Genomic DNA, 20,139 nt, shown 5'->3' on the forward strand with positions numbered 1-20,139 from the left:
CTCAGTCCTTCGGCGCGCGCTCATCGGGTTCCGGATAGACGATCCCGGATTCTTTCGCTTCTTCCTTCGCCAGGGTCGCCGCCACATCGAATCGTCCAGGCTCCGGCTCGTCCGGCTCGGCGTCGTATAAGTCCTCGCCGGTCTGTAGTTCGCCGAACATCTCCTCCGGACTGTCCGAAAGCAGCGACCGGATAGCGGTATTCATCACCGCGACGAGCGGCACCGCGAGCAGGCCGCCCGCTATCCCGCCGAGCACCACGCCCGCGGTGATGGCGAGCACCACCGCCAGCGGATGGATGCTCACCGCCCGGCCGAGCAGCAATGGTTGCAGCACATGCCCTTCCAGCTGCATCACCGCGATGATGATGCCGAGCACGATCAGCGACGTGATCAGCCCCTTGGTCACCAGCGCGATGAACACCGCGACGAACCCGGCCACGAACGCGCCGATGATCGGGATGAACGCGCCGATGAACACCAGCGAGGCCAGCGGAAGGGCCAGCGGCACACCGAGAATGCCGAGCCCGGTGCCGATGCCGATGGCGTCCACCGCCGCGACGGCCACGGTGGCGCGCACGAACCCGACCAGCGTGCCGAACCCGAGCTGGCCGGCCGTGCGCACCCGCTCGCGCTGCGGGGTCGGCACGATCCTGGTGACGAACCGCCAGATCTGATCGCCGCCGTAGAGGAAGAAGATGAGGATGAACAGGGTCAGGAACAGGCCGGTGAGCAGCTCGGCGAGCACCGTCGCGGTGGTCAGTGCCCCGCTGGTGAGCCGGTCCTGATTGGACTGGATCGTCTTGATGATCTGGTCACCGGCATTGCGGATCTGATCGTTGCTCAGATGCGGCGGCCCGGTGATCAGCCAATCCTGGATCTTGTGAATGCTGTTGGTGAACTCGTCCGACAGCTGCGGCACGCCGGCCACGAACTGCTCGACGACGAAGGTCATCACACCTGCCACCAAGCCGAGCGACCCGACCAAAGCGACGAACACGCCCACCGACCGTGGCACGCCGAGCCGCTGCAGCCAGTCCACCAGCGGCGCCAGCAGCGCGGCCGCGAGCAGCGCGATGGCGAGCGGAATGACCACCGTCGCCAGCTTCTGCACGATCGCCGCGAACGCGAGCACCACCGCGAACAGGACCAGCAGCCGCCAGCCCCACTCCGCCGACACCCGCACGATCGGGTGTACCGAGTCCGCGGCGGGCCGGGTCAGGGCGGCTTTCCGCTTCGGGCTTGCCTTGGGGTCCGTCACCTGGCCGAGCATAACCAGCGCAGCGGCCCATTGTCCGTCCTCAGCGTGCGCCGAGCCGGACGAATGCCAGGCCGCCGAACAGCGCCGCGGGGAACCTCACATGATCGAAACGCTAGATTGTTGGTTGTGTCAGCGCCCTTGGAAGCGGTCAAACAGACCATGCGAACGCGCTGGCCGCTGTACCTGACATCGATGCTGCTGGCCAATGCCTTCGGTGCGGTGCTGGTGTGGGCCTTCATCCAATACGGACTGCCGGTCCCCGAGGGCGCGCCCGACGGTGCCAGGAGCACCGGCCTGCTCGTGCCCGCCCTGGTGTTCGTCACCGGCGGCCTGCTGAGCATGGTCGCGTCCGCGCTGATGCTGCGCCCGGTGATGCGCTGGCAGATGCGCGGCGGACCACCGAGCCGCCAAGAGCAGATGGCCGCGCTGCACGCCCCGCTGCGGCAGGCCATCCTGCACCTGGCGCTGTGGCTGATCGGCGGAGCGATCCTCGCCCTGTTGATCATCTCCGAAGAGCCCAAGCTGGCCGGCGCCGTCATCGTCACCCTGTGTATGGCCGCGACCATCGTGTTCGGCTTCACCTACATGCTCGGCGAACGTATCCTTCGCCCGGTCGCCGCCGCGGCACTGACCGCAGGCACCTTCGACCACACCTTGACGCCGGGCGTCGGCACCCGGATGGCGATGACCTGGGGAATGGGCACTTTCGCCCCCACCATCGCCATCGTGCTGCTGTGTATCACGCAGATCTCTTCGGACGTGAAATTCTCCGCCCAATCGCTGGCCATCTCCATCCTGCTGCTCTGCGGTGTGGTGATCCTGCAGGCACTGGCGCTGTCCATGCTCACCGGCTCCAGCATCTCCGACCCGGTGCGCCAGCTCAGCCAGGCCATCGACCGGGTGCAGGAGGGCGCGCGCGACGTCCAGGTCGAGGTGTTCGACGGCAGCGAGATCGGCCTGCTGCAGGTCGGCTTCAACCGGATGATGGAAGAGGCCGCCAAACGCCGCCAGCTGCAGGAACTGTTCGGTCAGCACGTCGGCGAGGAGGTCGCCCAGCGTGCACTCGACTACGGCACCGAGCTCGGCGGTGAGACCCGGTTCGTGGCCGTGCTGTTCGTCGACATGGTCGGCTCCACCGCGACCGCCGCCGAGCGCCCGCCGACCGAGGTGGTGAGCCTGCTCAACGAGTTCTTCCGGATCGTGGTCGACGTCATCGACCGGCACAACGGCTTTGTGAACAAGTTCGTCGGCGACGCGGCACTGGCCATCTTCGGCGCCCCGCTGGACCGGCCGGACGCGCCGACCGCCGCGCTGGCCGCGGCCCGGGAGCTGCGTGCGGTGTTGCGGGAGGTGCCCGGCCTCGACATCGGGATCGGCGTCTCGGCGGGATTGGCCGTCGCCGGAAATATCGGGGCCGCCAATCGTTTCGAATACACGGTGATCGGCGATCCGGTCAATGAGGCGTCCCGGCTGACCGAGCTCGCCAAAGACCAGCCCGGCCGCACCTTGGCCTCCGGCAGCGCGCTGTATTTCGCCGAGGAAAGCGAGCAGGACAAGTGGGAAACCGGCGACGAGGTACAGCTGCGCGGGCGGCGCCGAAAAACGCTGCTCGCCTACCCCAGAGCAGAGCTCGACGCGCCGAAACCTCCCGACGCCGAAACAGTACGTTCGTTAGGCTGACCTGGTGACGGCCAACGGGGAACCGGCAGGAGATCCTGCGCCGCCTCCCACGACCGATGGCCGCCGTGGCAAATTCTGGTGGGTCAAATGGGTGCTCGGGGTCGCCTTGCTGGCCTTATTGATCGCCGAGGGCATCTATCTATGGCCGCGACTGCACGAATCGTGGCGCAAGCTCAGCGACATTCATTGGGGGTGGGTCGCCGCCTGTATTTGGTTACAGGCCTTGTCGATGAGCGGATTCGGGCGGGTGCAGAAACAGCTGCTGCACGCCGGGGGTGTCGAGGTAAGTCAGCGAAAATCTGTCGCGGTCGTCTACGGCGCCACCGCCATGTCGGTCACACTGCCCGCAGGCCAGGTGTTCTCCACCGCCTTCACCTACCGCCAGACCAGGCGGTTCGGCGCGAGTCCGATCGTCGCGTCCTGGCAGTTGGTGTTCTCCGGGGTGGTCGCCGCGGCGGGGCTCGCGTTGCTCGGGGTGGGCGGCACGTTCCTGTCCGGCGGCAGCATCGGGCCGTTCAAACTGATCCTGTCGCTGGCAGCGGTGGTCGCGGTGGTGTGGGTCGGCAACTATGTCTCGCGCAATCCAGGGTCGCTGGAGTCGCTGCTGCGCAAGGCGCTCGGCCTGGTCAATCGGCTACGCAAGCGGCCGGCCGACCAAGGCGCGAGCAAGGTCGGCGACGTGCTGGCGCAGCTGGAGTCGGTGGATCTCGGTAAGCGCGACGGTTCCCTGGTCGGGCTGTGGGCGCTGGTGCACAGGTTCGCCGACGTGGCCTGTCTCGGCGCCGCCTGCTATGCCGTCGGCGCGGACCCCCGGCTGGCCGGGCTGCTGCTGGCGTTCGCCGTGGGCAAGGCGGTCGGCTCGATTCCGTTCGCGCCCGGCGGGATCGTCTATGTCGACGCGACACTCATCTACGGCCTCACCGCGGCCGCCGGACTGCCCGCCGCGCAGGCGGTCGCGGCGGCGTTCGTCTACCGGTTGGTGAGCTTCATCCTGGTCGCGATCGTCGGATGGATCGTGTTCCTGTTCCTGTTCCGCACCCCGCAGGACGACGACGCCGAGTACGAGAAGGAATTCTCCCAGCGCCGGTTCTGAGGTGGAAACACCTGGCACAGCCCAAGAACACGCAGCCCCGTAGGCGCTTCACATTTGACCAGGACCGGCCAACTACGCTTGCCCGCGTGAAGAAACTGGTGCCGTTGGTAGTAGATGCGCTGCTGGTGATCCTGTTCTGTGCGATCGGCAGGCGTAGTCACGACGAGGCCGTGCTCACCGGACTACTTCGCACGCTGTGGCCGTTCGCCATCGGCCTGGCGATCGGCTGGACCGTGGCGGTCGCCGCGGCGAGCCGGATGTTCGGTGACGCGGGACGAGACGCCCGCTTCGACGGAACCGCCTTGTGGCCCACCGGGATTCTGGTCTGGCTCGGCACTCTGGGCGGCGGCATGCTGCTGCGCGTGGTCAGCGGTCAGGGCACCGCGTTCAGCTTCATCCTGGTGGCGGGTGTGGTGCTTGCCCTGTTCCTGCTCGGCTGGCGCGCGGCCATCAAAGCATTGAATTAAGTCTCGGGCGCGGCCAGCGACTGCAACATCCGAACCGCCATCCGCGCGGTGGCATCGCCGCTGTCCACGTCGTTGATGTGGATGGCGAAGGCCAGGTCGCCCATGATCGCGATCAGCCAGCCGTCCCGTCCCGCGGTCGCGCTGAACCCGTTGACATCGCGGTACATTCGCAGGCTCGCGAACTCGGGGGCGTTGGTCGAATCGCGCAGCATGCTGTGCAGCCGGTCGGTGACCTCCCTGGACAGCGGCGCGAGCTGCGCGTCGGTGGTGCTCGGCCGGGCCACCTCGATCATCGGCCGCGGCACCTCGCCGCGCGCGATCGCGGCCGCGGCGATCGCCATGCCGAACGGGCTGGCCAGCACCGCGTCCGAGCCGCCGCCCTGGCGGACCTGCTCGGCGCTGCGGCCCGCGACGGCCAGTCGTCCGGTCACCTCGTCGAGTCCGGGCACCTTGAAGTCGATACCTACCCCGAGCGCCGTCGCGGCCTCAGCCGCTTCCTGCACCGGAATCTCGTGCGGGGCCTTGCCTTTGGTGACGGCCGCGATATTGCGGAACAGCTCGATATTGCCGCCGACCGGATAGAGTCCGGTGAAGGCCACCGGCCCGTGCTCGCTGGCCTGAGAGTTCTGCGCGACCGCGACCACCGCGCCACTGGAGGGCTGGATCGCCACGATCGCGGCGGGGGTGGCGGAGCTGACGACCGCGTCCTCGGCGGCGCGCTGCAGGCGCTGGTCCATGGTGCCCGCGATGTCGGGGCCCGGCGGACCCTGCACACCGGCGAGCTGGCCGACGAAGCGACCGTCCTGTTCGAAAACCTGCACACCCCAACCGGAGTGCTGCTCCTGGCTCTCCTGCTGCACCTTGCGCAAGGCGTCGAGCATGGGCGACCAGACCCGGCGGTCGGCGGAGATGAGCCGCGGCTGCTTCTCCATCACCACGCCGGGGATCGGCGCCATGTCCTTCTCCAGGATGGCGAAGTCGGGCTCGCGCAGATTCACCGCGACCACCGGTTTGCCCTGCGAGGTGGCCACCTGCTGCATCAGCGACGGCCCGGTGATCAACGGCGCGACCGGCTCGATGGCCTTGGCCAGTGCGTTGGTCGAGCCGACCGGGTCGGGCATCTTCGCGGGGTCGAGCTTGATCACGTTGATGATCTGCTCGGTCATCAGCGGCTGCCCCGCCATGTCGTTGACCTTCGGCGCCGGGGACGGCTCGGTGCGCACCAGGCGCACGGTGCGATTGTGGTCGAGCTGGGGCATCACGACGGCCGGATCCCAGGAGATGCGCCAGCCGATGGCGAGCTTGCGGACATTGCCCTGCAGGCTGTAGTTCCAGTTTTTGCGGTCGCCGAAGGTCCAGGCGGCGTCCATGCTGAAGATCGCCGCTTCGGAGTCGAGGCCGATGAATTGGGTCTTCTTGTAATCCACCTTGCCCGGCTGCAGCCCAGCAAACATTTGCTTCAGCGTTGCCGAAGCCGCCGACGGGTACGACGTGAGCTCGGAAGCCTTGGTGTAGTCCTGCTTGTCGAGCAGTTCGGTGAAGCGCTCGACGACAGCCTCCGCCTCGTTCTTACCCTCACTTACACCGCACGATCCCATCGCGATCGCGAGCGCCGCCACCCCCGCGAGTGCCATAGCGCCCCGGACGCGAAAGCGGCGGGATCCCCAGACATCCATGTCGCCCACTCTTCACTCTTGTCACTCCAGTAACAAGACCACCGTACCTGAAAAAGACCTGTCTGCGGTGCCTCCGCCACAAGGACGTTACCCATGCTCAGCATCTCAATTGTGCCCGAAATCTCCCGTCTCGGGGGACCGATCCTGATCGTTGTCCAGTGCTACGGCGACAACCGGCGCCGCTACCGTACCGGGGCCCCACGCAAAGTTGTGCACTTACTGCCCTACTCGGCGTTTCGGATCAATGAGTACCCAGAGCGAGCGTCTACGAACCGCGAATCACCCCCGTTAACCACCGGCGAACTCTGTTCGCACAGAGCGGAACCATTGGCGCGGATTGCGACGTAATCTTGTAATCACTGTAAGAAACACTGAAGAGTAAGTAGGTGATCCCCTCATGAGACATCAACACCGGGGACGGGGCTTCGGACGACCGGGCGGCTGGCAGCAGGCCGACCTACCGGATCCCGCGGACGTGCCGGACTGGTTCGCGGGCAGGTTGCCCGAGGACTGGTTCGCCGGCCCCCCCGTCATCGAGATCGACCGGGACGAGATCGTCGTCATCGGTGAACTGCCGATCCCCCAGCCCGAGAAGACTCCCGTCGACGCGGAAGGCACCGCGGAAGCGGCGACCGAGGAAGTGCCGCGGGCGACCAAGGAGGGCGCTATCTCGCGCTTCCGCGAGTCCACCCGCCCGGCCCGCATGCAGATCGCCGACGAGGCGCAGCGCCGCTACGGCCGCAGCGTCGCGTGGGGCGTGTCGGTGGACGGGGAACGGATCATGTTCACCCACTTGGCGGTCCCCGTCATGACCCGGCTGCGTCAGCCCGAACGCAAAGTTCTCGACACGCTCGTCGACTCGGGCGTGGCGCGCTCACGGGCGGACGCACTGGCCTGGACGGTGAAACTGGCCGGCCAGCACGCGGAATCCTGGCTGGCGGAACTGCGCGACGCCATGCGCAAAGTGGACGACCTGCGCTCGGAAGGACCGCAGGGACTGTAGGTCCCCCGGACGCGCCGGGTAGGGCTTCGAGACCAGGCCTGCGACTAATGTTGCGGGCATGTCCGCACCCGGTCCGATCCTGGTTCTCAACGGCCCGAACCTGAACATGCTCGGCACTCGCCAGCCGGAGGTCTACGGGTCGGCGACGCTCGACGACGTCGTCGAACTCTGCAGGCAGACCGCGCAACGCTACGGCCGCGAGATCGCCGCCTTCCAGTCCAATTCCGAAGGCGCGCTGATCGACCGGATCCATCGGGCGCGCGGCGTCGAGTCGGGCATCGTGATCAATCCCGGCGGGCTCACCCACACCTCGGTGGCATTGCGGGACGCGCTGGTGATTCCGGAACTCCCGATCGTGGAGGTGCATATCAGCAATGTGCACGCCCGCGAGGAGTTCCGGCATCACTCCTACATCTCCCCGATCGCGACCGCGGTGGTCGCCGGAATGGGAATTCAGGGGTATGCCGCGGCGATCGAATTCCTGGTTCACTCTGCCTGAGCGCCGCGTGTTCAGTTGATCTGAAAGACCGGGAATCCTGGTGCGATAGCGGCCAACTCCGCGTCGGTGGCGTCCTTGGTGACGCCCTCGAAGAACTTGCCCACCTCCCAGCCCCACTTGCGCAGGTACAGCCGCAACAGCGGGACCTTGTCCGCGTCGGCGATCTCGGTGGCGGTGAACTCCTCGACCTTGCGACCGAGCCGCAGCTCGCCGCCACCGGCCACACGCAGATTGCGCACCCACTGCGTGTGCCCGCGCGGGGCGACGAGGAAGCGGGCGCCGTCTTCGCGCACCATCAGGTTGACCATCGTGGTCCGCCACTGCCCGCTCTTGCGACCGCGGACCGCCAGCAGCCGCGAACCCATGACGCTGATACCGAGCCTGGGCAGCCAGTTGAAAATCCGGTTCATGATCGGGTCCAGGCCGGCGGGGCCGATGTAGCGGGTGCTGTGGTCCATGGTCGATCTCCTTTGTGAGCACTGCTCTCTATTGCGATAAGTGTTCCACTTTCGCGAAGGCACGTCAAGAGCACTGCTCTCTTTTCTTGAACACGCGGTTCACGGCGCATCGCGTCGGCGGCATCGCGCGGGTTTCCGGCGGGCACCCGACAATGTGGGGATGACGCGCGAGACCGTTCGCCGGGCGGTGCTCGCCCCGGACAAGTTCAAGGGGTCGCTGACCGCACCGCAGGTGGCGGCCGCGCTCGCGACGGGCATCGCGGGGGTCGCGCCGACGATGCAGGTCCGGCAGGTGCCGGTCGCCGACGGCGGGGACGGAACCGTCGACGCGTTCGTGGCGAGCGGGTGGACGCGGGTCGAGTTGTCCGCACCCGGCCCTACCGGCGTGCCGGGCAGCACGTCGTACGCGGTGCAGGCGGAGACAGCCGTCATCGAGTTGGCCGCGGTGGTCGGTCTCGCGAAACTTCCTGCGGGACAGCCCGATCCACTCGGTGCGAGCACTTTCGGATTAGGGGTGGTGATCGCACACGCACTCGACAACGGTGCCACGCGTATCGTGCTGGGTCTGGGCGGCAGCGCTTCCACCGATGGCGGTGCGGGCATGGTGCAGGCGCTCGGTGGCCGTGTCCTGGACGCCGACGGCCACGAATTAGCCCAGGGTGGTGCGGCTTTGGCCCGCGCCGCTCAGTTGGACCTTTCCGGGCTCCATCCTGGAATCGCCGCCAGCACTTTCACGCTGGCCTGCGATGTGGACAATCCACTACTCGGTCCGAAGGGTGCGGTCGCGGTCTACGCGCCCCAGAAGGGCACTGATCCAGCCGATTTCGGCCTCCTCGAAGAGGGGCTCACGAACTGGGCACGCCTCGCAGACCCCGCATTCGCGGATCATCCCGGCGCCGGCGCCGCGGGCGGAACAGGTTTCGGCGCGCTCGCCGTCCTCGGCGCGGAGGTGCGCAGCGGTATCGAGGTGATCCTCGAGCTGCTGGACTTTCCCGCACTTCTCGATGGCGCCGAACTCGTCATCACCGGTGAGGGTTCGCTCGATGCGCAGAGCCTGCACGGTAAGGCCCCCGTCGGTGTCTGCGAATCTGCACGCAAGGCCGGAATTCCCGTCATCGCCGTCGCGGGCCGCAATCTTCTTGCCGCACAAGAGATTCGCGCGGCGGGTTTCACCGCTTGTTACGCCCTCACAGATTTGGAGCCGGACCCGGTCCGCTCGATCGCGCAGGCGAGCCACCTTTTGCAGCAAGTAGGCGCACAGATTGCAGAGCAGCACCTGTCTCGGTAAGGCCGGCACCGCAAGCGATTACAGAATCCCGCTGGCCCACCAGAGCCGTACTAGCTCGCCGAAGCCAGGAGGTTGCCGAGCAACTCGTGGCGGTGCTTGTCGCCCCACTCTTCGAGAGGACGCAGTGCCACGGCGAGTTCCGCGCCGAGCGAGGTGAGGGAGTATTCGACGCGGGGCGGAACCTCCGGGTAGACCTCCCGGTGCACGACGCCGCTCGCCTCGAGGTGGCGCAGGTTTTCCGCGAGCACCTTCTCGCTGACGCCGGCCAGCAGGCGGCGGATCTCGCCGAATCGCTGCGGGCGCTCACTCAGCGCCCACATCAGGTGCAGTTTCCATTTGCCGCCGACGACATCGATCGCCACGGACATGCCACACACGTCGTGATCCGCGTCACTGCTCATGTCCACCGCACTCCTTCTGACCATATTTCGAACCTCTAGGTAAGCAACCCCACCTGAACGTTCGGTCTTCCCGACTCTACCTGCGGCAACGAGTATTGGTCCCGGCGCCGACACCATCCGAACCAGAAGCGAAGGGACACACAATGTCCGCACAGACCAGCCCCCGTTCCGTCTCCGTCGTCGGCCTCGGGCCGATGGGCCAGTCGATGGTCCGCGCCTTCCTGGACGCCGGCGTCGAGGTGACCGTGTGGAACCGCAGCACCGACAAGGTCGACGCGATGGTCGAACTCGGCGCCAAGCCGGCCGCGACCGTCGCCGACGCGCTGGACGCCAACGAGGTGACCGTGCTGAGCCTCACCCACTACGCCGCCATGTACGACGTGCTCGGCCAGGCCACCGACCACCTGGCGGGCAAGGTGATCGTCAACCTGTCCTCCGATTCGCCGGAAAAGGCCCGCAAGGGTGCGGAGTGGGTCCGCTCGCACGGCGCGCAGTTCCTGTCCGGTGGCGTCATGTCGGCGGGTGACAACATCACCCACCCCGCGTCGTACATCTTCTACAGCGGCCCGCGGGAAGTCTTCGACGCACACGCGGAGCTGTTGCGTCCACTGAGCCCGCAGGAATACCTCGGCGCGGACGACGGTCTCGCGCAGATCTTCTACCAGGCGCTGCTGACCATCTTCCATCCGTGGCTGCTCGCCTTCGACCAGGCGACCGCGATGATCGACCGCTCCGGCCACAGCATCGCCCAGTTCGTCCCGTTTGCCGTCCGCTCCGCCGCCGCGTTCCCCTATTTCATGGAGGAGTTCTCGGTGGCCAACCAGAACGGCGGCTGGGCCACCCTGGCGAGCCTGAAGATGATGGACGCAGGCGCACAGCACATCATCGACGCCAGCGAGGAGGTCGGCGTCGACGCGACGTTCTCGCACACCGCACAGTCGTTCTGGCGCAAGGCCGTTGCCGCCAGCGAGGAGAAGGGCGAGGCCGTCTCGACCTACGCGCTGCTCCGCGGGGACAAGGTCTAGTCGACATGCCTGCGCGGAAACCCATCGGCTCCGTCTCCGTCGTCGGTTTGGGGCCGATGGGTCAGGCTGTGGTCCGGGCCTTCCTGAATGCTGGTGTCGCGGTGACGGTGTGGAACCGCAGCGCCGAAAAGGCCGATGCCATGGTCGAACTCGGCGCCCGGCGTGCCGCGACGGTCCGCGAGGTCCTCGACGCCAACGACCTGATCGTGGTCAGCCTCACGCACTACGCGGCGATGTACGACGCACTCGGCAATGCATCGGATCACCTGGCGGGCAAGGTGATTGCCAACCTGTCGTCGGATTCCCCCGCAAACACCCGCGAGGCCGCGGCGTGGGTGCGCTCGCACGGCGGGGACTTCCTCGCCGGTGGTGTGATGGCACAGAGCGACGGTCTCACCAACCCTGAGTCCTACGTGTTCTATGCCGGTCACCGCGCGGTGTTCGAAGCGCATCGTGACCTGTTGAGCGTGCTCAACGCACCGGAGTATCTCGGCGAGGACGCAGGACTGGCCCAGCTCTATTACCAAGCGGTCCTTGCCATCTTCAATCCGTTGCTACTCGGCGCCGAACAGGCGCTGGCGATGATCGACCGCTCCGGCGAGCCGATCGATCGCTTCCTGCCTTACGCCCAACGTTCACTGGGCCGGGTCGACGATGTGTACGCGGGTCTGGCCGCGTCGGCGCAGGCCGGCGGGTTGGGCGATGTCGCGAATCTGCAGATGATGGCGGCGGGCGCGCGGCACGTGCTCGAGACCAGCGAGGCCGTCGGCGTCGACACCGCCCTGGCCCGGACCGTTCAGGCCTACTGGCACCGGGCGATCGCCGAAAGCGGGCGGCGCGGCGAGCTCGTCCCCACCTTCGCCGTGCTCCGCGGCGACCACACGTAGTGCCGCCGGTCCGAGCGTCGAGTCGGCTTGCTGGTCAAGCTGTCTCGACGCGGGACCCGAGGCGCGGGAAGGGGCTGGTGGAGAAGACGACTTCCACGGTCACCTCGAAGTAAGCCGCGATCCGCAGGGCCAGATGCAAGCTCGGGCTGTACTCGCCGCGCTCCAGGTAGCCGATCGTTTGATAGTGCACGCCGAGCGCCTCCGCCAACTCGCGGCGCGAGATGCCGCGCTCGGCGCGCAACATCGCGATGCGGTTGTAGATGACCTCAGTAGGCACGCTGCATCGCTTTCTCCCGTCGGACGGCCACGCTGGAGCCGGACTCGCGGCGGGCCATCCTGCGCAGCACCACCGGCGCGATGAGCAAGCCCGCAATCGCCCAGATACCGAGCACGCCAACGGTTTCCAGATGCCGCCAGGACTGTCCGAGTTCGATGGCGGCCGCCTCGTCCGGCAGCAGCGCCGAACGCATGCCGAGCCCGAGCCAGTACACCGGGAACAGCTGGGCCGCGCCCTGCACCCAGCCGGGCATCGAGGTGATCGGGTAGAAGATGCCGGACACCGCGACGAGCGCCATGATCGGGAAGGTCATGAACGCGAAATTGCGCGGATCGGCGAACACCGAGCCGAAGATTGCCCCGATCGGCAGGGTGGCCAGCAAGCCGAGCACGATCACCCAGGTCAACGTCATCCACGACCCGACCTGGCCGAGCGCGAGTCCGTCGACGATGAACATGCCGCCGACCAGCAGCAACGCAGACGGAATGAGCACCCAGCCGGACACCTGGACGATTTTGCCGATCAGGTAGCCGACCATCCCGTTCGGGGTCGCCTTGGCCCGCAACAGCGTGCCGTCTTCCCGGTCGAGGGTGAGCTGCTGACCCATGCCGATCATGCCGTTGATCGCGACCACCATGCCGATCGTGCTGGGCAACGCGAGCGAGCCGAGCAGCACGCCGCTCCCCTCGAACGACGCGTTCCGCATGAAGAACAGCACCACCAGCATGGCGGCGGGCCAGAACAGCATCCCGAACAGGTCTTGGCCGTTGGTGAGTCCTTGTCTCAGCTCGATCATGCCGCGCGTCCAGCCCTGCCGAACCGCAATCGCCATCGGATTCATCGCCCTACTTCCTCGATCGTGTGCACCTCGGACTCGACCTGCCCGGATTCGAACCGGCGCACCAGCGTCATATAGGTGTCCTCCAGTGAGGCGCGGCGGACCTCCAGGTCGCCGATGGCCTCGCCGTGCTGCTTGAACAGTTCGTGCACGAACTCGGTCGACTCGGTGGTGGAGTGCACGAATCGTTGCCCGCCGTTGGTCCAGCTCACCTCGGCCGCACCGGATATCCGGCGGGAGAGTTCGTCGGCCGAACCGTCCGCGATGATGCGCCCGCCGGCCAGGATCAGGATCCGGTCGGCGAGCTTCTCGGCCTCGTCGAGATCATGAGTGGTGAGCAGGATGGTGGTCTGCTGGTCGTCGGCGAGGCGATGGACCAGATCGTGGAACTCGCGCCGGGCCTCCGGATCGAAGCCGGCGGTCGGCTCGTCCAGGAACAGCACTTCGGGGCGGCCCACGATGCCGATCGCCACGTCGATCCTGCGGCGCTGGCCGCCGGACAGGTCTTTGATCCTGCTCGACGCCTGGCCGGTGAGACCCACAGCTTTGATGAGTTCATCTGTGTCCCAAGGGCGTTGGATGCCTTCGGTGCCGTAGGGCGCATAAAAGGCACCCAGGTAGTCGAGCAATTCGCGCACCCGCCACTTGCCGTGGTCGCGCCATGATTGCAGGACGACGCCGATGCGCGCCCGCCAGGCCTCATCGCCGTGCGCCGGATCGGTGCCGAGCACTTCGGCGCGGCCGGCCGACCGCATGCGGAAGCCCTCCAGGATCTCGATGGTGGTCGTCTTGCCCGCACCGTTCGGGCCGAGCAGCACCAGCACCTCGCCGTGCCGGGCCTGGAACGTCACGTCGTGCAGGACATCGGTGCTGCCGTATCGCATCCGCAGTTTTTCGACGTCGATTGCGACGCCCTGACCCACTGTCATGGTTCTCTCCCCGTTGCGGGTTACCGTCGACTCGTAGCATATCTACTACATTTCGCCGCGACAATGCATTACTCCTCGGGGCCATCCTTGACATGCAGCCGTTCGGCTGCCTAATCTCTGAACATGCAGCCGAACGGCTGCATAAATCTGGAAGGTGGCATGGACGAGGTATTCAAGGCGCTGGCCGACCCCCATCGTCGGCGACTGCTCGACAGCCTCAACGCGCGCAACGGGCAAACCCTGCGCGAATTGTGCGCCGGGCTCGCGATGGCGCGCCAGTCGGTCAGCAAACACCTGGCCGTACTGGAGGCGGCCAACTTGATCACCACCCGTCGCAGCGGCCGCGAAAAACTGCACTACCTCAACGCCGAACCCATCAACGCCATCACCGAGCGCTGGATCACCAACTACCACCGTGCCCGCGTGCACGCGCTGGCCGATCTCAAGAAGGCACTGGAGGCAAAACCCATGAGCGACAACGCATTCGTCTACACGACCTACATCAAGACCACCCCGGAAACGCTGTGGCACGCGCTCACCGACCCGGCGTTCACCGATCGCTACTGGGGCGCGACCTTCGACACCGACTGGCAGCCCGGCTCCGAAATGGTGTGGCACCAGAAGAATTGGACCAGCAAGGATCCGGAACAGGTTGTGCTGGAAGCCGACCCGTACACCAAGCTGGCCTACACCTGGCACACCTTCGACTCTGCGTTCGCGGAAACCTTCGGCATGCCGACGAGTGAGGTGGCCGCCCTGGCCGATGAGCCGCGTTCGAAAGTGACCTTCGAACTCGAGCCCGCCGGGGACGAGGTAGTGAAGCTGACCGTGGTGCACGACGGCTTCCAGCCGGGAAGTGCTCTGCTGGAATCGATCAGCGGTGGTTGGCCGAGCATCTTGTCCGGGCTCAAGTCCTTGCTGGAGACCGGTGCGGAGCTGCCCGAACCGACTGTGTAGCGGGCAGTCCCGCTGAACCCGATTCCTCCTGGCCACGCACCGGTAAGATGCATTGGTCCGTGTCCAGCTCGGTTGGAGCACGAGTCCGTCAGGGCGACTGCGGGACTGAGCCTGTCGCACAAATTGGGGAAATCATGATCAAGGTCCTGCTGCAAACCTCCATGGGTGACATCGAGCTCGAACTCGATGAAGCGAAGGCACCCAAGACCGTGCGTAATTTCCTGACCTACGTCAACAGTGGCCACTACGACGGCACGATTTTCCACCGGGTGATCGACGGTTTCATGATCCAGGGCGGTGGCATCGACACCACCATGCGCGAGAAGCCCGCGCCCAACAAGGTCGAGAACGAGGCGAAGAACGGGCTGAAGAACGTCACCTACAGCGTGGCGATGGCCCGCACGTCCGACCCGCAGTCGGCGTCGGCCCAGTTCTTCATCAACACCAACGACAACGCGTTCCTCGACTACCCGGGCCAGGACGGCTGGGGTTACGCGGTATTCGGCAAGGTCACCCGCGGCCAGGACGTCGTCGACCAGATCGGCAAGGTCAAGACGGGTGCGCAGGACGTCCCCGTCCAGCAGGTCGTGCTCACCTCGGCCACCGTCACCCGCTGAGCTCGATCCCCGCGGCGGCGCACCGATGCGGCGGAATGAACTGGCACAGGTATATTTCGGATTCTGACTTTTCGAGGAGTCCACGGTGGCTGTGCAGAGTGACGAGTTCTTCCGGATTGTGGGCACCCTCGCCGATGTGCAACCCACGAAAGGCGAGAAGTACACCTCGTACAAGGTGCGCGGCAAGCTGTTCGGCTATTACTGGCCGCGCACCCAGACCGTCGGCCTGAAGCAAACCCTCTCCGAGCAGAAGGCGCTGGTATCCGAACGGCCCGAAGTGTTCGAGGAACAGTTCACGGCAGGCGGTTTCGGCTGGGTCGTCGTGCACCTGTCCGGTATCGCCGCCGACGAACTGGCCGAACTCGTCTTCGAGGCGTGGCGGTTGTCCGCGCCCGAGGAACTGGTCGCCCAGGTGCCCGACCTGCCGCCGGTACCCCGCTAAGCACGTCTCGTCGGTTCTCCCAGTGCGTTCGACGCCGGGCTGGTCGGCATCGAACGCACTGTGGATTCGGGCTGATAGATCCTCCTATTCGATCACGGCTCCCGCTGCGCGGAACTGAAAAGCGCTGTGGCGGAGAGGAAGACCAACGATGCCGTGTGCCAGTCGGTAAGGAACCCGGCGATCGCGGTCAGGGCCGTGCTCAATATCAATCCCAGCAGCGGCGTGATCAGCGGGCCCAGATTGTTCGGTGGTAAGCGTGAATCGCTGCCTTCGGCAGGTGGTTTGCCTATAGTCATGTGCAGTCCGTTGTTTACATATGCAAGGTTGATTCGGATATTTTTCGATGATCGATGGTGGTCCGCGCGCGTTTGTAGCGGCCATGATCATTTCGATACCTCGTCGCCGAAGTCGTTACGTCAGTTGCTTATAGCCTGACAACTCATCGACCGGAAGACCGTCAAATAGTTGACGGTTTCGCAGGAAGAATCTGCAATACACTCGGTGAGTGGCAACAAGTAACACCGCCGCATCAACTATCGGCTCGCGGATCCGGCGCTCCCGGCGGACCAAGAAGATGAGCCAGGCAACGCTCGCCGCGCACGTCGATCGGTCCGAGTCGTGGATGCGCGGCATCGAGGCAGGCCGGATCAAACTGGACAAGCACTCGGTGATCGACCGACTGGCCGACGTCCTCGAGGTCGATGTGGCGTGGCTGCTCGGTCAGCGGTGCGAGCTCACCCAGGACACTGGGCACAGCGCGGTACCCGCACTGCGGGCCGCGTTGCGGCGCACCAGCCTCAGCCTGTCCGGGCACGCAGGCCTGCGGGCCGTGACACCACAGCCGCTGCTCACCGACCTGCGCGACGATGTCGACCGGATCACCAGGCGCAGGCAGGCCGCGAATCTGTTCGAGGTGATGCGGCAGTTGCCCGATCTCACCGAAGCGCTGAACACCGGCGCCTTGCTGGCCGCGGGCATCGAGCGGGACGTGATCGACGGCCTCATCATCGAGACCTCACATGTCGCCCGCACCGTGCTCAACCAGCTCGGTTACCACGATCTGGCCTGGACCGCCGTCGAGAACGCCGCCACCGCAGCGGCCAGGCTCGGTGACCCCCTGATGAGTGCCTGCTCGGCGTGGGATCGCTGCGGCGTGCTGCTGCACACGGACACGCTGGACGAGGCACTCACGGTCGCCGAGGCCGCGTTGACCGAGCTGCAAGACCTCATGACATCGCCTACACCGCAGGTACTTTCGCTCTGGGGCGCGTTGCACCTACGGTGTGCGGTCGCGTCGGCCCGCCTGCACGATGGCAGCACCGCATGGGCATATCTGGCCGAGGCCGAGGCGGGTGCCGCTCGACTCGGCATGGACCGCAACGACTTTCAAACAGTCTTCGGACCGACCAACTGCAGGATCCACGCGACCGAGATCGCCGTCGCCCTCGACCGACCCGACATCGCACTGAAGCACCACACCAGCATCAATCTGGCGGGCCTGATGTCCAAGGAACGCCACACTCGGCACCGCATCGAAGTCGCCCGCGCGCAGGGCAGGCTCAAACACGATGCTGCCGCCGTCGAGCAGCTCGAGCGCGCGATACGCCTGGCGCCGCAGTATGTCTACAACCACCCGACGGTGCGGGATCTGGTCGACGAACTGAGCAGACGGGCGCAGCCGAGCGCGGTCGATGCCGGGCTCGGGGCGATCGAACGTGCGATGCGGCTTGCCTGATCGGGGCCGAGCCCGCCCTGCAGAGACGGACTCGGCCTTCGCGACTGTTGCGGCCTTTACGTCAGCGCTTCCTGCCGCTGCGTATCGGGAATTCCCTTGCCGGCGTCCGGCATTGCGTCGTTCTGCACCGGCGGGAGCATTCCGAGGTCGACACCGACCGCGCTCGTGACGAGGTGCAGCCGGCGTTGCTGCGGATCGGTCAGGGCCGGGACGAGCAGGGTCGGCATGCCGACCTCGACGGCGACGCCGTCTCGCGAAGGACGGTCACCGACCATCAGTGTTTCTACGGCACAGGTGCCGAGTTTTTCGAGTGCCCGCTCGAATATCGCGGGGTCCGGTTTCTGCACACCTTCCTCATTCGACAGGACGAAGGTGTCGATCAAGTCGAGCAGGTTCGCGTCTTTGAAGACCGGCCGGATATCGAAGTGAATGTTGCTCAGAACGCAGATCTTATAGGCGCTTTGTTTGAGCGCGATGAGGGTGGCGGCGGCGTCGACGGCAAACTTGTTGAAGCCTGCGTCGGAATCCACATGAAATAGTGCATCGGCGACCTCACCGGGGAGCTTCGCATCCGCGAACACCGCATAATAGGTGTCCCGATGCGCCTCGAAGCTGATATTGCCCTGCGGCGATTGCAGCCGATTCGGTTGGCCCGCAGCCATTTTGATGTCCAGCAACAACTTGTACACGGCATCGGCGTGGGATTCACGTCCTGCTCGCTGCAGCGCCTCGCGCGCCCAACCTTGCGGCGTGAGTTCCGAAACAAGCGTGCCTCGCCAGTCGAAGACAACCGCTCGGATGACATGCGGGGGCGACCCGTTGAATGACATGCGGAGCAGGCTACCGACGACATGTATCAAATTGCTATTACTGAAATGTTCAAACTTTCGAACTACCTGACCCTCCCGTGATGGGCGTACGAACAGCCAGGAGTATGCGCACCGATATACCGGATCCGCCCATCGCACACTGCATTACGCATGATGGTGGGGTGCTCGACTACGACAACGAAGCGACCCACTATGACCGGACCCGAGGCGGAGTGCCCCGAGCGGAGGCTGCGGCCTCCGCACTCAGTAGCATGCTGCCGCCGCGCAGCCTGGTACTCGACCTTGCCGTCGGCACCGGAATCGTGGCCGCCGAACTCGCGGCACTCGGGCACCGAGTGGTCGGCATAGATCTTTCGGACGGCATGCTGCGGCACGCGGCCCGACGATTGCCGGGCAGAGTGGCGCGAGCCGACGCCACCGCGCTCCCGCTGCCGGACGCTTCTGTCGACACGGTGACCGCAGTGTGGTTGTTGCACTTGCTCACCGACGCTGAACCGGTACTGACCGAGGTGGCCCGAGTCCTGCGGCCCGGCGGGCTCTTCCTCACCACTGTGGACAAGGTCGCGGCCGCCCGCCTGTCAGACAACGCCGTTCCGGAAGATCGACCGCACACCGATACCTGTGCACAACTCACCGCGCTCGGTGCTCGCCACCAACCTCCACTTGGCCGCGGCGGCGTCCTTCGTCGGCCACGGCCAGGGCAGAGGAGGCGGCACCGACCCGCATTACCCCGTCCTGGGGTTTCGTCGCGCCGGGTAACCGTTGTCGGCGTTCAGATTCGGACGAGGACCTGGTCCATGGTTTTGCGGGTGAGGTCGGGGACTACGGCATGGTCGGCGGGGTAGCCGATGGGGATGACGGCGAAGGCTTTTTCGTTGCGGGGGCGGTTGAGGACTTCGGAGAGGAACTTCATCGGGCTGGGGGTGTGGGTGAGGGCGGCCAGGCCGGAGATGTGCAGGGCGGTGAGGAGCATGCCGACCGCGATGCCTACCGATTCGTCGCCGTAGTAGTGCTTGTAGGTGGTGCCGTCGGGGCGCAGGCCGAAACGCTGCTGGAAGACGACGAGCAGGTACGGGGCCTCGGTGAGGTGCGGCTTGTGCTCGTCGGTGCCGAGGGGGCGCAGCGCGGAGAGCCATTCCTCGCCGAGGCGGCCGTTGTAGGAGATGCGTTCCTCCGCTTCGGCCGCCTCCCGAATCCTGGCGCGCACCTCGGGATCTTCGACGAGGACGAAGGTCCACGGTTGTTGATGGGCGCCCGACGGCGCGGTGTTGGCCACCGCGATGGCGTCGAGCACCAATTGCTCCGGCACCGGATCGGTCGAGAACATCCGCACGGTGCGGCGCTCGTCCATCCGCCGGCGGAACTCGGCCGACTTGGCGAGCGCTTCCGCGACGGGAATCCGGTTGGGGTGGTAAGGAATCGGCTGATACGGATGCCCGTGCAGCGGTGTCCACGTGGTCATGTTTCGCAGTGTGATCCGCCCGAACCGGACAGGCAACGCCCCCACGAAGTTATCGTCCACTCGGCCAGACATCCGCACTGCGTGCCGCTGCCGAGACCGCGCCCATCCGCGCCGTGGTCCGCCACGAATATATGGTGCTTGGCGTTTGCGACCCGAAGCCGACACATGGAGGAATGCTATGAGCTCGTTCAGTTTCGATTGGGTTCTGGCTGGTCAGAACGGCGGTGATCCGTTGGCGGCGGCACTGTACGGCCCGCTGTCGATGATGCTCAACATCCTCGCCGCGCTGCAGACCGGTGAGATCGTCTGACGCACGG

General features: G+C 66.0%; 24 protein-coding genes. 14 read left to right on the forward strand and 10 right to left on the reverse strand.

Annotation, left to right across the window (positions count from 1 at the left end; genetic code table 11):
* Position 1: 1 nt before the first annotated feature.
* Positions 2-1,258, reverse strand: a complete 1,257-nt coding sequence (locus NN4_RS34005; protein WP_147139899.1) for an AI-2E family transporter — start codon at positions 1,256-1,258, stop codon at positions 2-4.
* Positions 1,259-1,417: 159 nt separating this feature from the next.
* Here NN4_RS34005 and NN4_RS34010 point away from each other — a divergent pair, with 159 nt between their 5' ends.
* The 3 genes from NN4_RS34010 to NN4_RS34020 all read left to right on the forward strand — a co-directional run bounded on the left by NN4_RS34010 (position 1,418) and on the right by NN4_RS34020 (position 4,498).
* Positions 1,418-2,938, forward strand: a complete 1,521-nt coding sequence (locus NN4_RS34010; RefSeq protein ID WP_186818766.1) for an adenylate/guanylate cyclase domain-containing protein — start codon at positions 1,418-1,420, stop codon at positions 2,936-2,938.
* Positions 2,939-2,942: 4 nt separating this feature from the next.
* The gene (locus NN4_RS34015) at positions 2,943-4,031 is read left to right on the forward strand and encodes a lysylphosphatidylglycerol synthase transmembrane domain-containing protein (protein ID WP_147139901.1); all 1,089 of its coding nucleotides are present in this window, start codon (positions 2,943-2,945) and stop codon (positions 4,029-4,031) included.
* 86 nt (positions 4,032-4,117) lie between these two features.
* Positions 4,118-4,498 (forward strand): DUF3054 domain-containing protein, encoded by a 381-nt coding sequence (locus tag NN4_RS34020; protein WP_107653310.1) that lies wholly within the window; start codon positions 4,118-4,120, stop codon positions 4,496-4,498.
* Here NN4_RS34020 and NN4_RS34025 read toward each other — a convergent pair.
* Positions 4,495-6,174 (reverse strand): NTF2-like N-terminal transpeptidase domain-containing protein, encoded by a 1,680-nt coding sequence (locus NN4_RS34025; protein ID WP_246181229.1) that lies wholly within the window; start codon positions 6,172-6,174, stop codon positions 4,495-4,497. The two genes, NN4_RS34020 and NN4_RS34025, sit on opposite strands and share 4 nt — an antisense overlap.
* Positions 6,175-6,571: 397 nt before the next feature.
* On the opposite strand from NN4_RS34025, the gene abmR reads away from it, so the two are divergent.
* Together abmR and aroQ are read left to right on the forward strand one after the other, a co-directional pair.
* Positions 6,572-7,177, forward strand: a complete 606-nt coding sequence (gene abmR, locus NN4_RS34030; protein ID WP_107653311.1) for an ATP-binding transcription factor AbmR — start codon at positions 6,572-6,574, stop codon at positions 7,175-7,177.
* Between the two features lie 58 nt (positions 7,178-7,235).
* Positions 7,236-7,676 (forward strand): type II 3-dehydroquinate dehydratase, encoded by a 441-nt coding sequence (aroQ, locus tag NN4_RS34035; RefSeq protein WP_147139903.1) that lies wholly within the window; start codon positions 7,236-7,238, stop codon positions 7,674-7,676.
* A gap of 11 nt (positions 7,677-7,687) precedes the next feature.
* On the opposite strand, the gene NN4_RS34040 is transcribed toward aroQ, so the two are convergent.
* Positions 7,688-8,134 carry a nitroreductase family deazaflavin-dependent oxidoreductase gene (locus NN4_RS34040; RefSeq protein WP_147139905.1) on the reverse strand — a complete coding sequence of 149 codons (447 nt, stop codon included), beginning with the start codon at positions 8,132-8,134 and terminating at the stop codon, positions 7,688-7,690.
* 160 nt (positions 8,135-8,294) lie between these two features.
* Between NN4_RS34040 and NN4_RS34045 the strand changes: the two genes are divergently transcribed.
* Positions 8,295-9,422: a glycerate kinase gene (locus NN4_RS34045; protein WP_147139907.1), complete on the forward strand. Its 1,128-nt coding sequence runs from the start codon at positions 8,295-8,297 to the stop codon at positions 9,420-9,422.
* A 50-nt stretch (positions 9,423-9,472) separates the two neighbouring features.
* Here NN4_RS34045 and NN4_RS34050 read toward each other — a convergent pair whose 3' ends face one another.
* The gene (locus tag NN4_RS34050) at positions 9,473-9,823 is read right to left on the reverse strand and encodes a winged helix-turn-helix transcriptional regulator (protein WP_371865791.1); all 351 of its coding nucleotides are present in this window, start codon (positions 9,821-9,823) and stop codon (positions 9,473-9,475) included.
* 143 nt (positions 9,824-9,966) lie between these two features.
* On the opposite strand from NN4_RS34050, the gene NN4_RS34055 reads away from it, so the two are divergent.
* Together NN4_RS34055 and NN4_RS34060 are read left to right on the forward strand one after the other, a co-directional pair.
* On the forward strand, positions 9,967-10,848 hold the full coding sequence (locus tag NN4_RS34055) for an NAD(P)-dependent oxidoreductase (RefSeq protein ID WP_147139910.1): 882 nt from the start codon (positions 9,967-9,969) through the stop codon (positions 10,846-10,848).
* Positions 10,849-10,853: 5 nt separating this feature from the next.
* Entirely contained in the window at positions 10,854-11,735 is an 882-nt protein-coding gene (locus NN4_RS34060; protein ID WP_147139912.1) for an NAD(P)-dependent oxidoreductase, read from the forward strand.
* Between the two features lie 34 nt (positions 11,736-11,769).
* Here the strand turns inward: NN4_RS34060 and NN4_RS34065 are convergent, their stop codons facing one another.
* From NN4_RS34065 to NN4_RS34075, 3 genes are read right to left on the reverse strand one after another with little or no spacing between them, the layout of a single operon-like run.
* A complete protein-coding gene (locus tag NN4_RS34065) occupies positions 11,770-12,012 on the reverse strand; it encodes a helix-turn-helix transcriptional regulator (RefSeq protein ID WP_107653318.1) in 243 nt (80 codons plus the stop codon).
* Positions 12,002-12,853 carry an ABC transporter permease gene (locus tag NN4_RS34070; protein ID WP_147139914.1) on the reverse strand — a complete coding sequence of 284 codons (852 nt, stop codon included), beginning with the start codon at positions 12,851-12,853 and terminating at the stop codon, positions 12,002-12,004. The genes NN4_RS34065 and NN4_RS34070 overlap by 11 nt, the downstream gene beginning before the upstream one ends.
* On the reverse strand, positions 12,850-13,779 hold the full coding sequence (locus tag NN4_RS34075) for an ABC transporter ATP-binding protein (protein ID WP_147139916.1): 930 nt from the start codon (positions 13,777-13,779) through the stop codon (positions 12,850-12,852). The genes NN4_RS34070 and NN4_RS34075 overlap by 4 nt, the downstream gene beginning before the upstream one ends.
* Positions 13,780-13,938: 159 nt before the next feature.
* On the opposite strand from NN4_RS34075, the gene NN4_RS34080 reads away from it, so the two are divergent.
* From NN4_RS34080 to NN4_RS34090, 3 genes are all read left to right on the forward strand, one after another.
* Positions 13,939-14,736: an ArsR/SmtB family transcription factor gene (locus tag NN4_RS34080; RefSeq protein ID WP_147139918.1), complete on the forward strand. Its 798-nt coding sequence runs from the start codon at positions 13,939-13,941 to the stop codon at positions 14,734-14,736.
* A 134-nt stretch (positions 14,737-14,870) separates the two neighbouring features.
* Positions 14,871-15,353, forward strand: coding sequence for a peptidylprolyl isomerase (locus NN4_RS34085; RefSeq protein WP_186818764.1), 483 nt, complete (start codon positions 14,871-14,873; stop codon positions 15,351-15,353).
* 85 nt (positions 15,354-15,438) lie between these two features.
* Positions 15,439-15,795, forward strand: coding sequence for an MmcQ/YjbR family DNA-binding protein (locus tag NN4_RS34090; RefSeq protein WP_147139920.1), 357 nt, complete (start codon positions 15,439-15,441; stop codon positions 15,793-15,795).
* 92 nt (positions 15,796-15,887) lie between these two features.
* On the opposite strand, the gene NN4_RS34095 is transcribed toward NN4_RS34090, so the two are convergent.
* The gene (locus NN4_RS34095) at positions 15,888-16,091 is read right to left on the reverse strand and encodes a hypothetical protein (RefSeq protein ID WP_147139922.1); all 204 of its coding nucleotides are present in this window, start codon (positions 16,089-16,091) and stop codon (positions 15,888-15,890) included.
* 209 nt (positions 16,092-16,300) lie between these two features.
* Here NN4_RS34095 and NN4_RS34100 point away from each other — a divergent pair, with 209 nt between their 5' ends.
* Positions 16,301-17,530, forward strand: a complete 1,230-nt coding sequence (locus tag NN4_RS34100; protein ID WP_147139924.1) for a helix-turn-helix domain-containing protein — start codon at positions 16,301-16,303, stop codon at positions 17,528-17,530.
* Positions 17,531-17,586: 56 nt separating this feature from the next.
* Here NN4_RS34100 and NN4_RS34105 read toward each other — a convergent pair whose 3' ends face one another.
* On the reverse strand, positions 17,587-18,360 hold the full coding sequence (locus NN4_RS34105; RefSeq protein ID WP_222595216.1) for an HAD family hydrolase: 774 nt from the start codon (positions 18,358-18,360) through the stop codon (positions 17,587-17,589).
* Between the two features lie 251 nt (positions 18,361-18,611).
* On the opposite strand from NN4_RS34105, the gene NN4_RS34110 reads away from it, so the two are divergent.
* Positions 18,612-19,205 carry a class I SAM-dependent methyltransferase gene (locus tag NN4_RS34110; protein WP_246181230.1) on the forward strand — a complete coding sequence of 198 codons (594 nt, stop codon included), beginning with the start codon at positions 18,612-18,614 and terminating at the stop codon, positions 19,203-19,205.
* Here NN4_RS34110 and NN4_RS34115 read toward each other — a convergent pair.
* Positions 19,133-19,822: a nitroreductase family protein gene (locus tag NN4_RS34115; protein WP_147139927.1), complete on the reverse strand. Its 690-nt coding sequence runs from the start codon at positions 19,820-19,822 to the stop codon at positions 19,133-19,135. The genes NN4_RS34110 and NN4_RS34115 overlap by 73 nt on opposite strands.
* 178 nt (positions 19,823-20,000) lie before the next feature.
* On the opposite strand from NN4_RS34115, the gene NN4_RS46695 reads away from it, so the two are divergent.
* Positions 20,001-20,132, forward strand: coding sequence for a hypothetical protein (locus NN4_RS46695; protein WP_255508389.1), 132 nt, complete (start codon positions 20,001-20,003; stop codon positions 20,130-20,132).
* The last annotated feature ends 7 nt before the right edge of the window (positions 20,133-20,139 follow it).

Source organism: Nocardia ninae NBRC 108245, from assembly GCF_007990755.1.
GTDB classification, from domain to species: Bacteria; Actinomycetota; Actinomycetes; order Mycobacteriales; family Mycobacteriaceae; genus Nocardia; species Nocardia ninae.

Coding starts and splice junctions, on each gene's coding strand:
- NN4_RS34010 (WP_186818766.1), top strand. CDS start 1,418: ATGCGAACGCGCTGGCCGCTGTACCTGACATCGATGCTGCTGGCCAAT.
- NN4_RS34025 (WP_246181229.1), bottom strand. CDS start 6,174: ATGGATGTCTGGGGATCCCGCCGCTTTCGCGTCCGGGGCGCTATGGCA.
- abmR (WP_107653311.1), top strand. CDS start 6,572: ATGAGACATCAACACCGGGGACGGGGCTTCGGACGACCGGGCGGCTGG.
- aroQ (WP_147139903.1), top strand. CDS start 7,236: ATGTCCGCACCCGGTCCGATCCTGGTTCTCAACGGCCCGAACCTGAAC.
- NN4_RS34040 (WP_147139905.1), bottom strand. CDS start 8,134: ATGGACCACAGCACCCGCTACATCGGCCCCGCCGGCCTGGACCCGATC.
- NN4_RS34045 (WP_147139907.1), top strand. CDS start 8,295: ATGACGCGCGAGACCGTTCGCCGGGCGGTGCTCGCCCCGGACAAGTTC.
- NN4_RS34050 (WP_371865791.1), bottom strand. CDS start 9,823: ATGAGCAGTGACGCGGATCACGACGTGTGTGGCATGTCCGTGGCGATC.
- NN4_RS34055 (WP_147139910.1), top strand. CDS start 9,967: ATGTCCGCACAGACCAGCCCCCGTTCCGTCTCCGTCGTCGGCCTCGGG.
- NN4_RS34060 (WP_147139912.1), top strand. CDS start 10,854: ATGCCTGCGCGGAAACCCATCGGCTCCGTCTCCGTCGTCGGTTTGGGG.
- NN4_RS34070 (WP_147139914.1), bottom strand. CDS start 12,853: ATGAATCCGATGGCGATTGCGGTTCGGCAGGGCTGGACGCGCGGCATG.
- NN4_RS34075 (WP_147139916.1), bottom strand. CDS start 13,779: ATGACAGTGGGTCAGGGCGTCGCAATCGACGTCGAAAAACTGCGGATG.
- NN4_RS34080 (WP_147139918.1), top strand. CDS start 13,939: ATGGACGAGGTATTCAAGGCGCTGGCCGACCCCCATCGTCGGCGACTG.
- NN4_RS34085 (WP_186818764.1), top strand. CDS start 14,871: ATGATCAAGGTCCTGCTGCAAACCTCCATGGGTGACATCGAGCTCGAA.
- NN4_RS34095 (WP_147139922.1), bottom strand. CDS start 16,091: ATGACTATAGGCAAACCACCTGCCGAAGGCAGCGATTCACGCTTACCA.
- NN4_RS34105 (WP_222595216.1), bottom strand. CDS start 18,360: ATGTCATTCAACGGGTCGCCCCCGCATGTCATCCGAGCGGTTGTCTTC.
- NN4_RS34110 (WP_246181230.1), top strand. CDS start 18,612: ATGCTGCCGCCGCGCAGCCTGGTACTCGACCTTGCCGTCGGCACCGGA.
- NN4_RS34115 (WP_147139927.1), bottom strand. CDS start 19,822: ATGACCACGTGGACACCGCTGCACGGGCATCCGTATCAGCCGATTCCT.
- NN4_RS46695 (WP_255508389.1), top strand. CDS start 20,001: ATGAGCTCGTTCAGTTTCGATTGGGTTCTGGCTGGTCAGAACGGCGGT.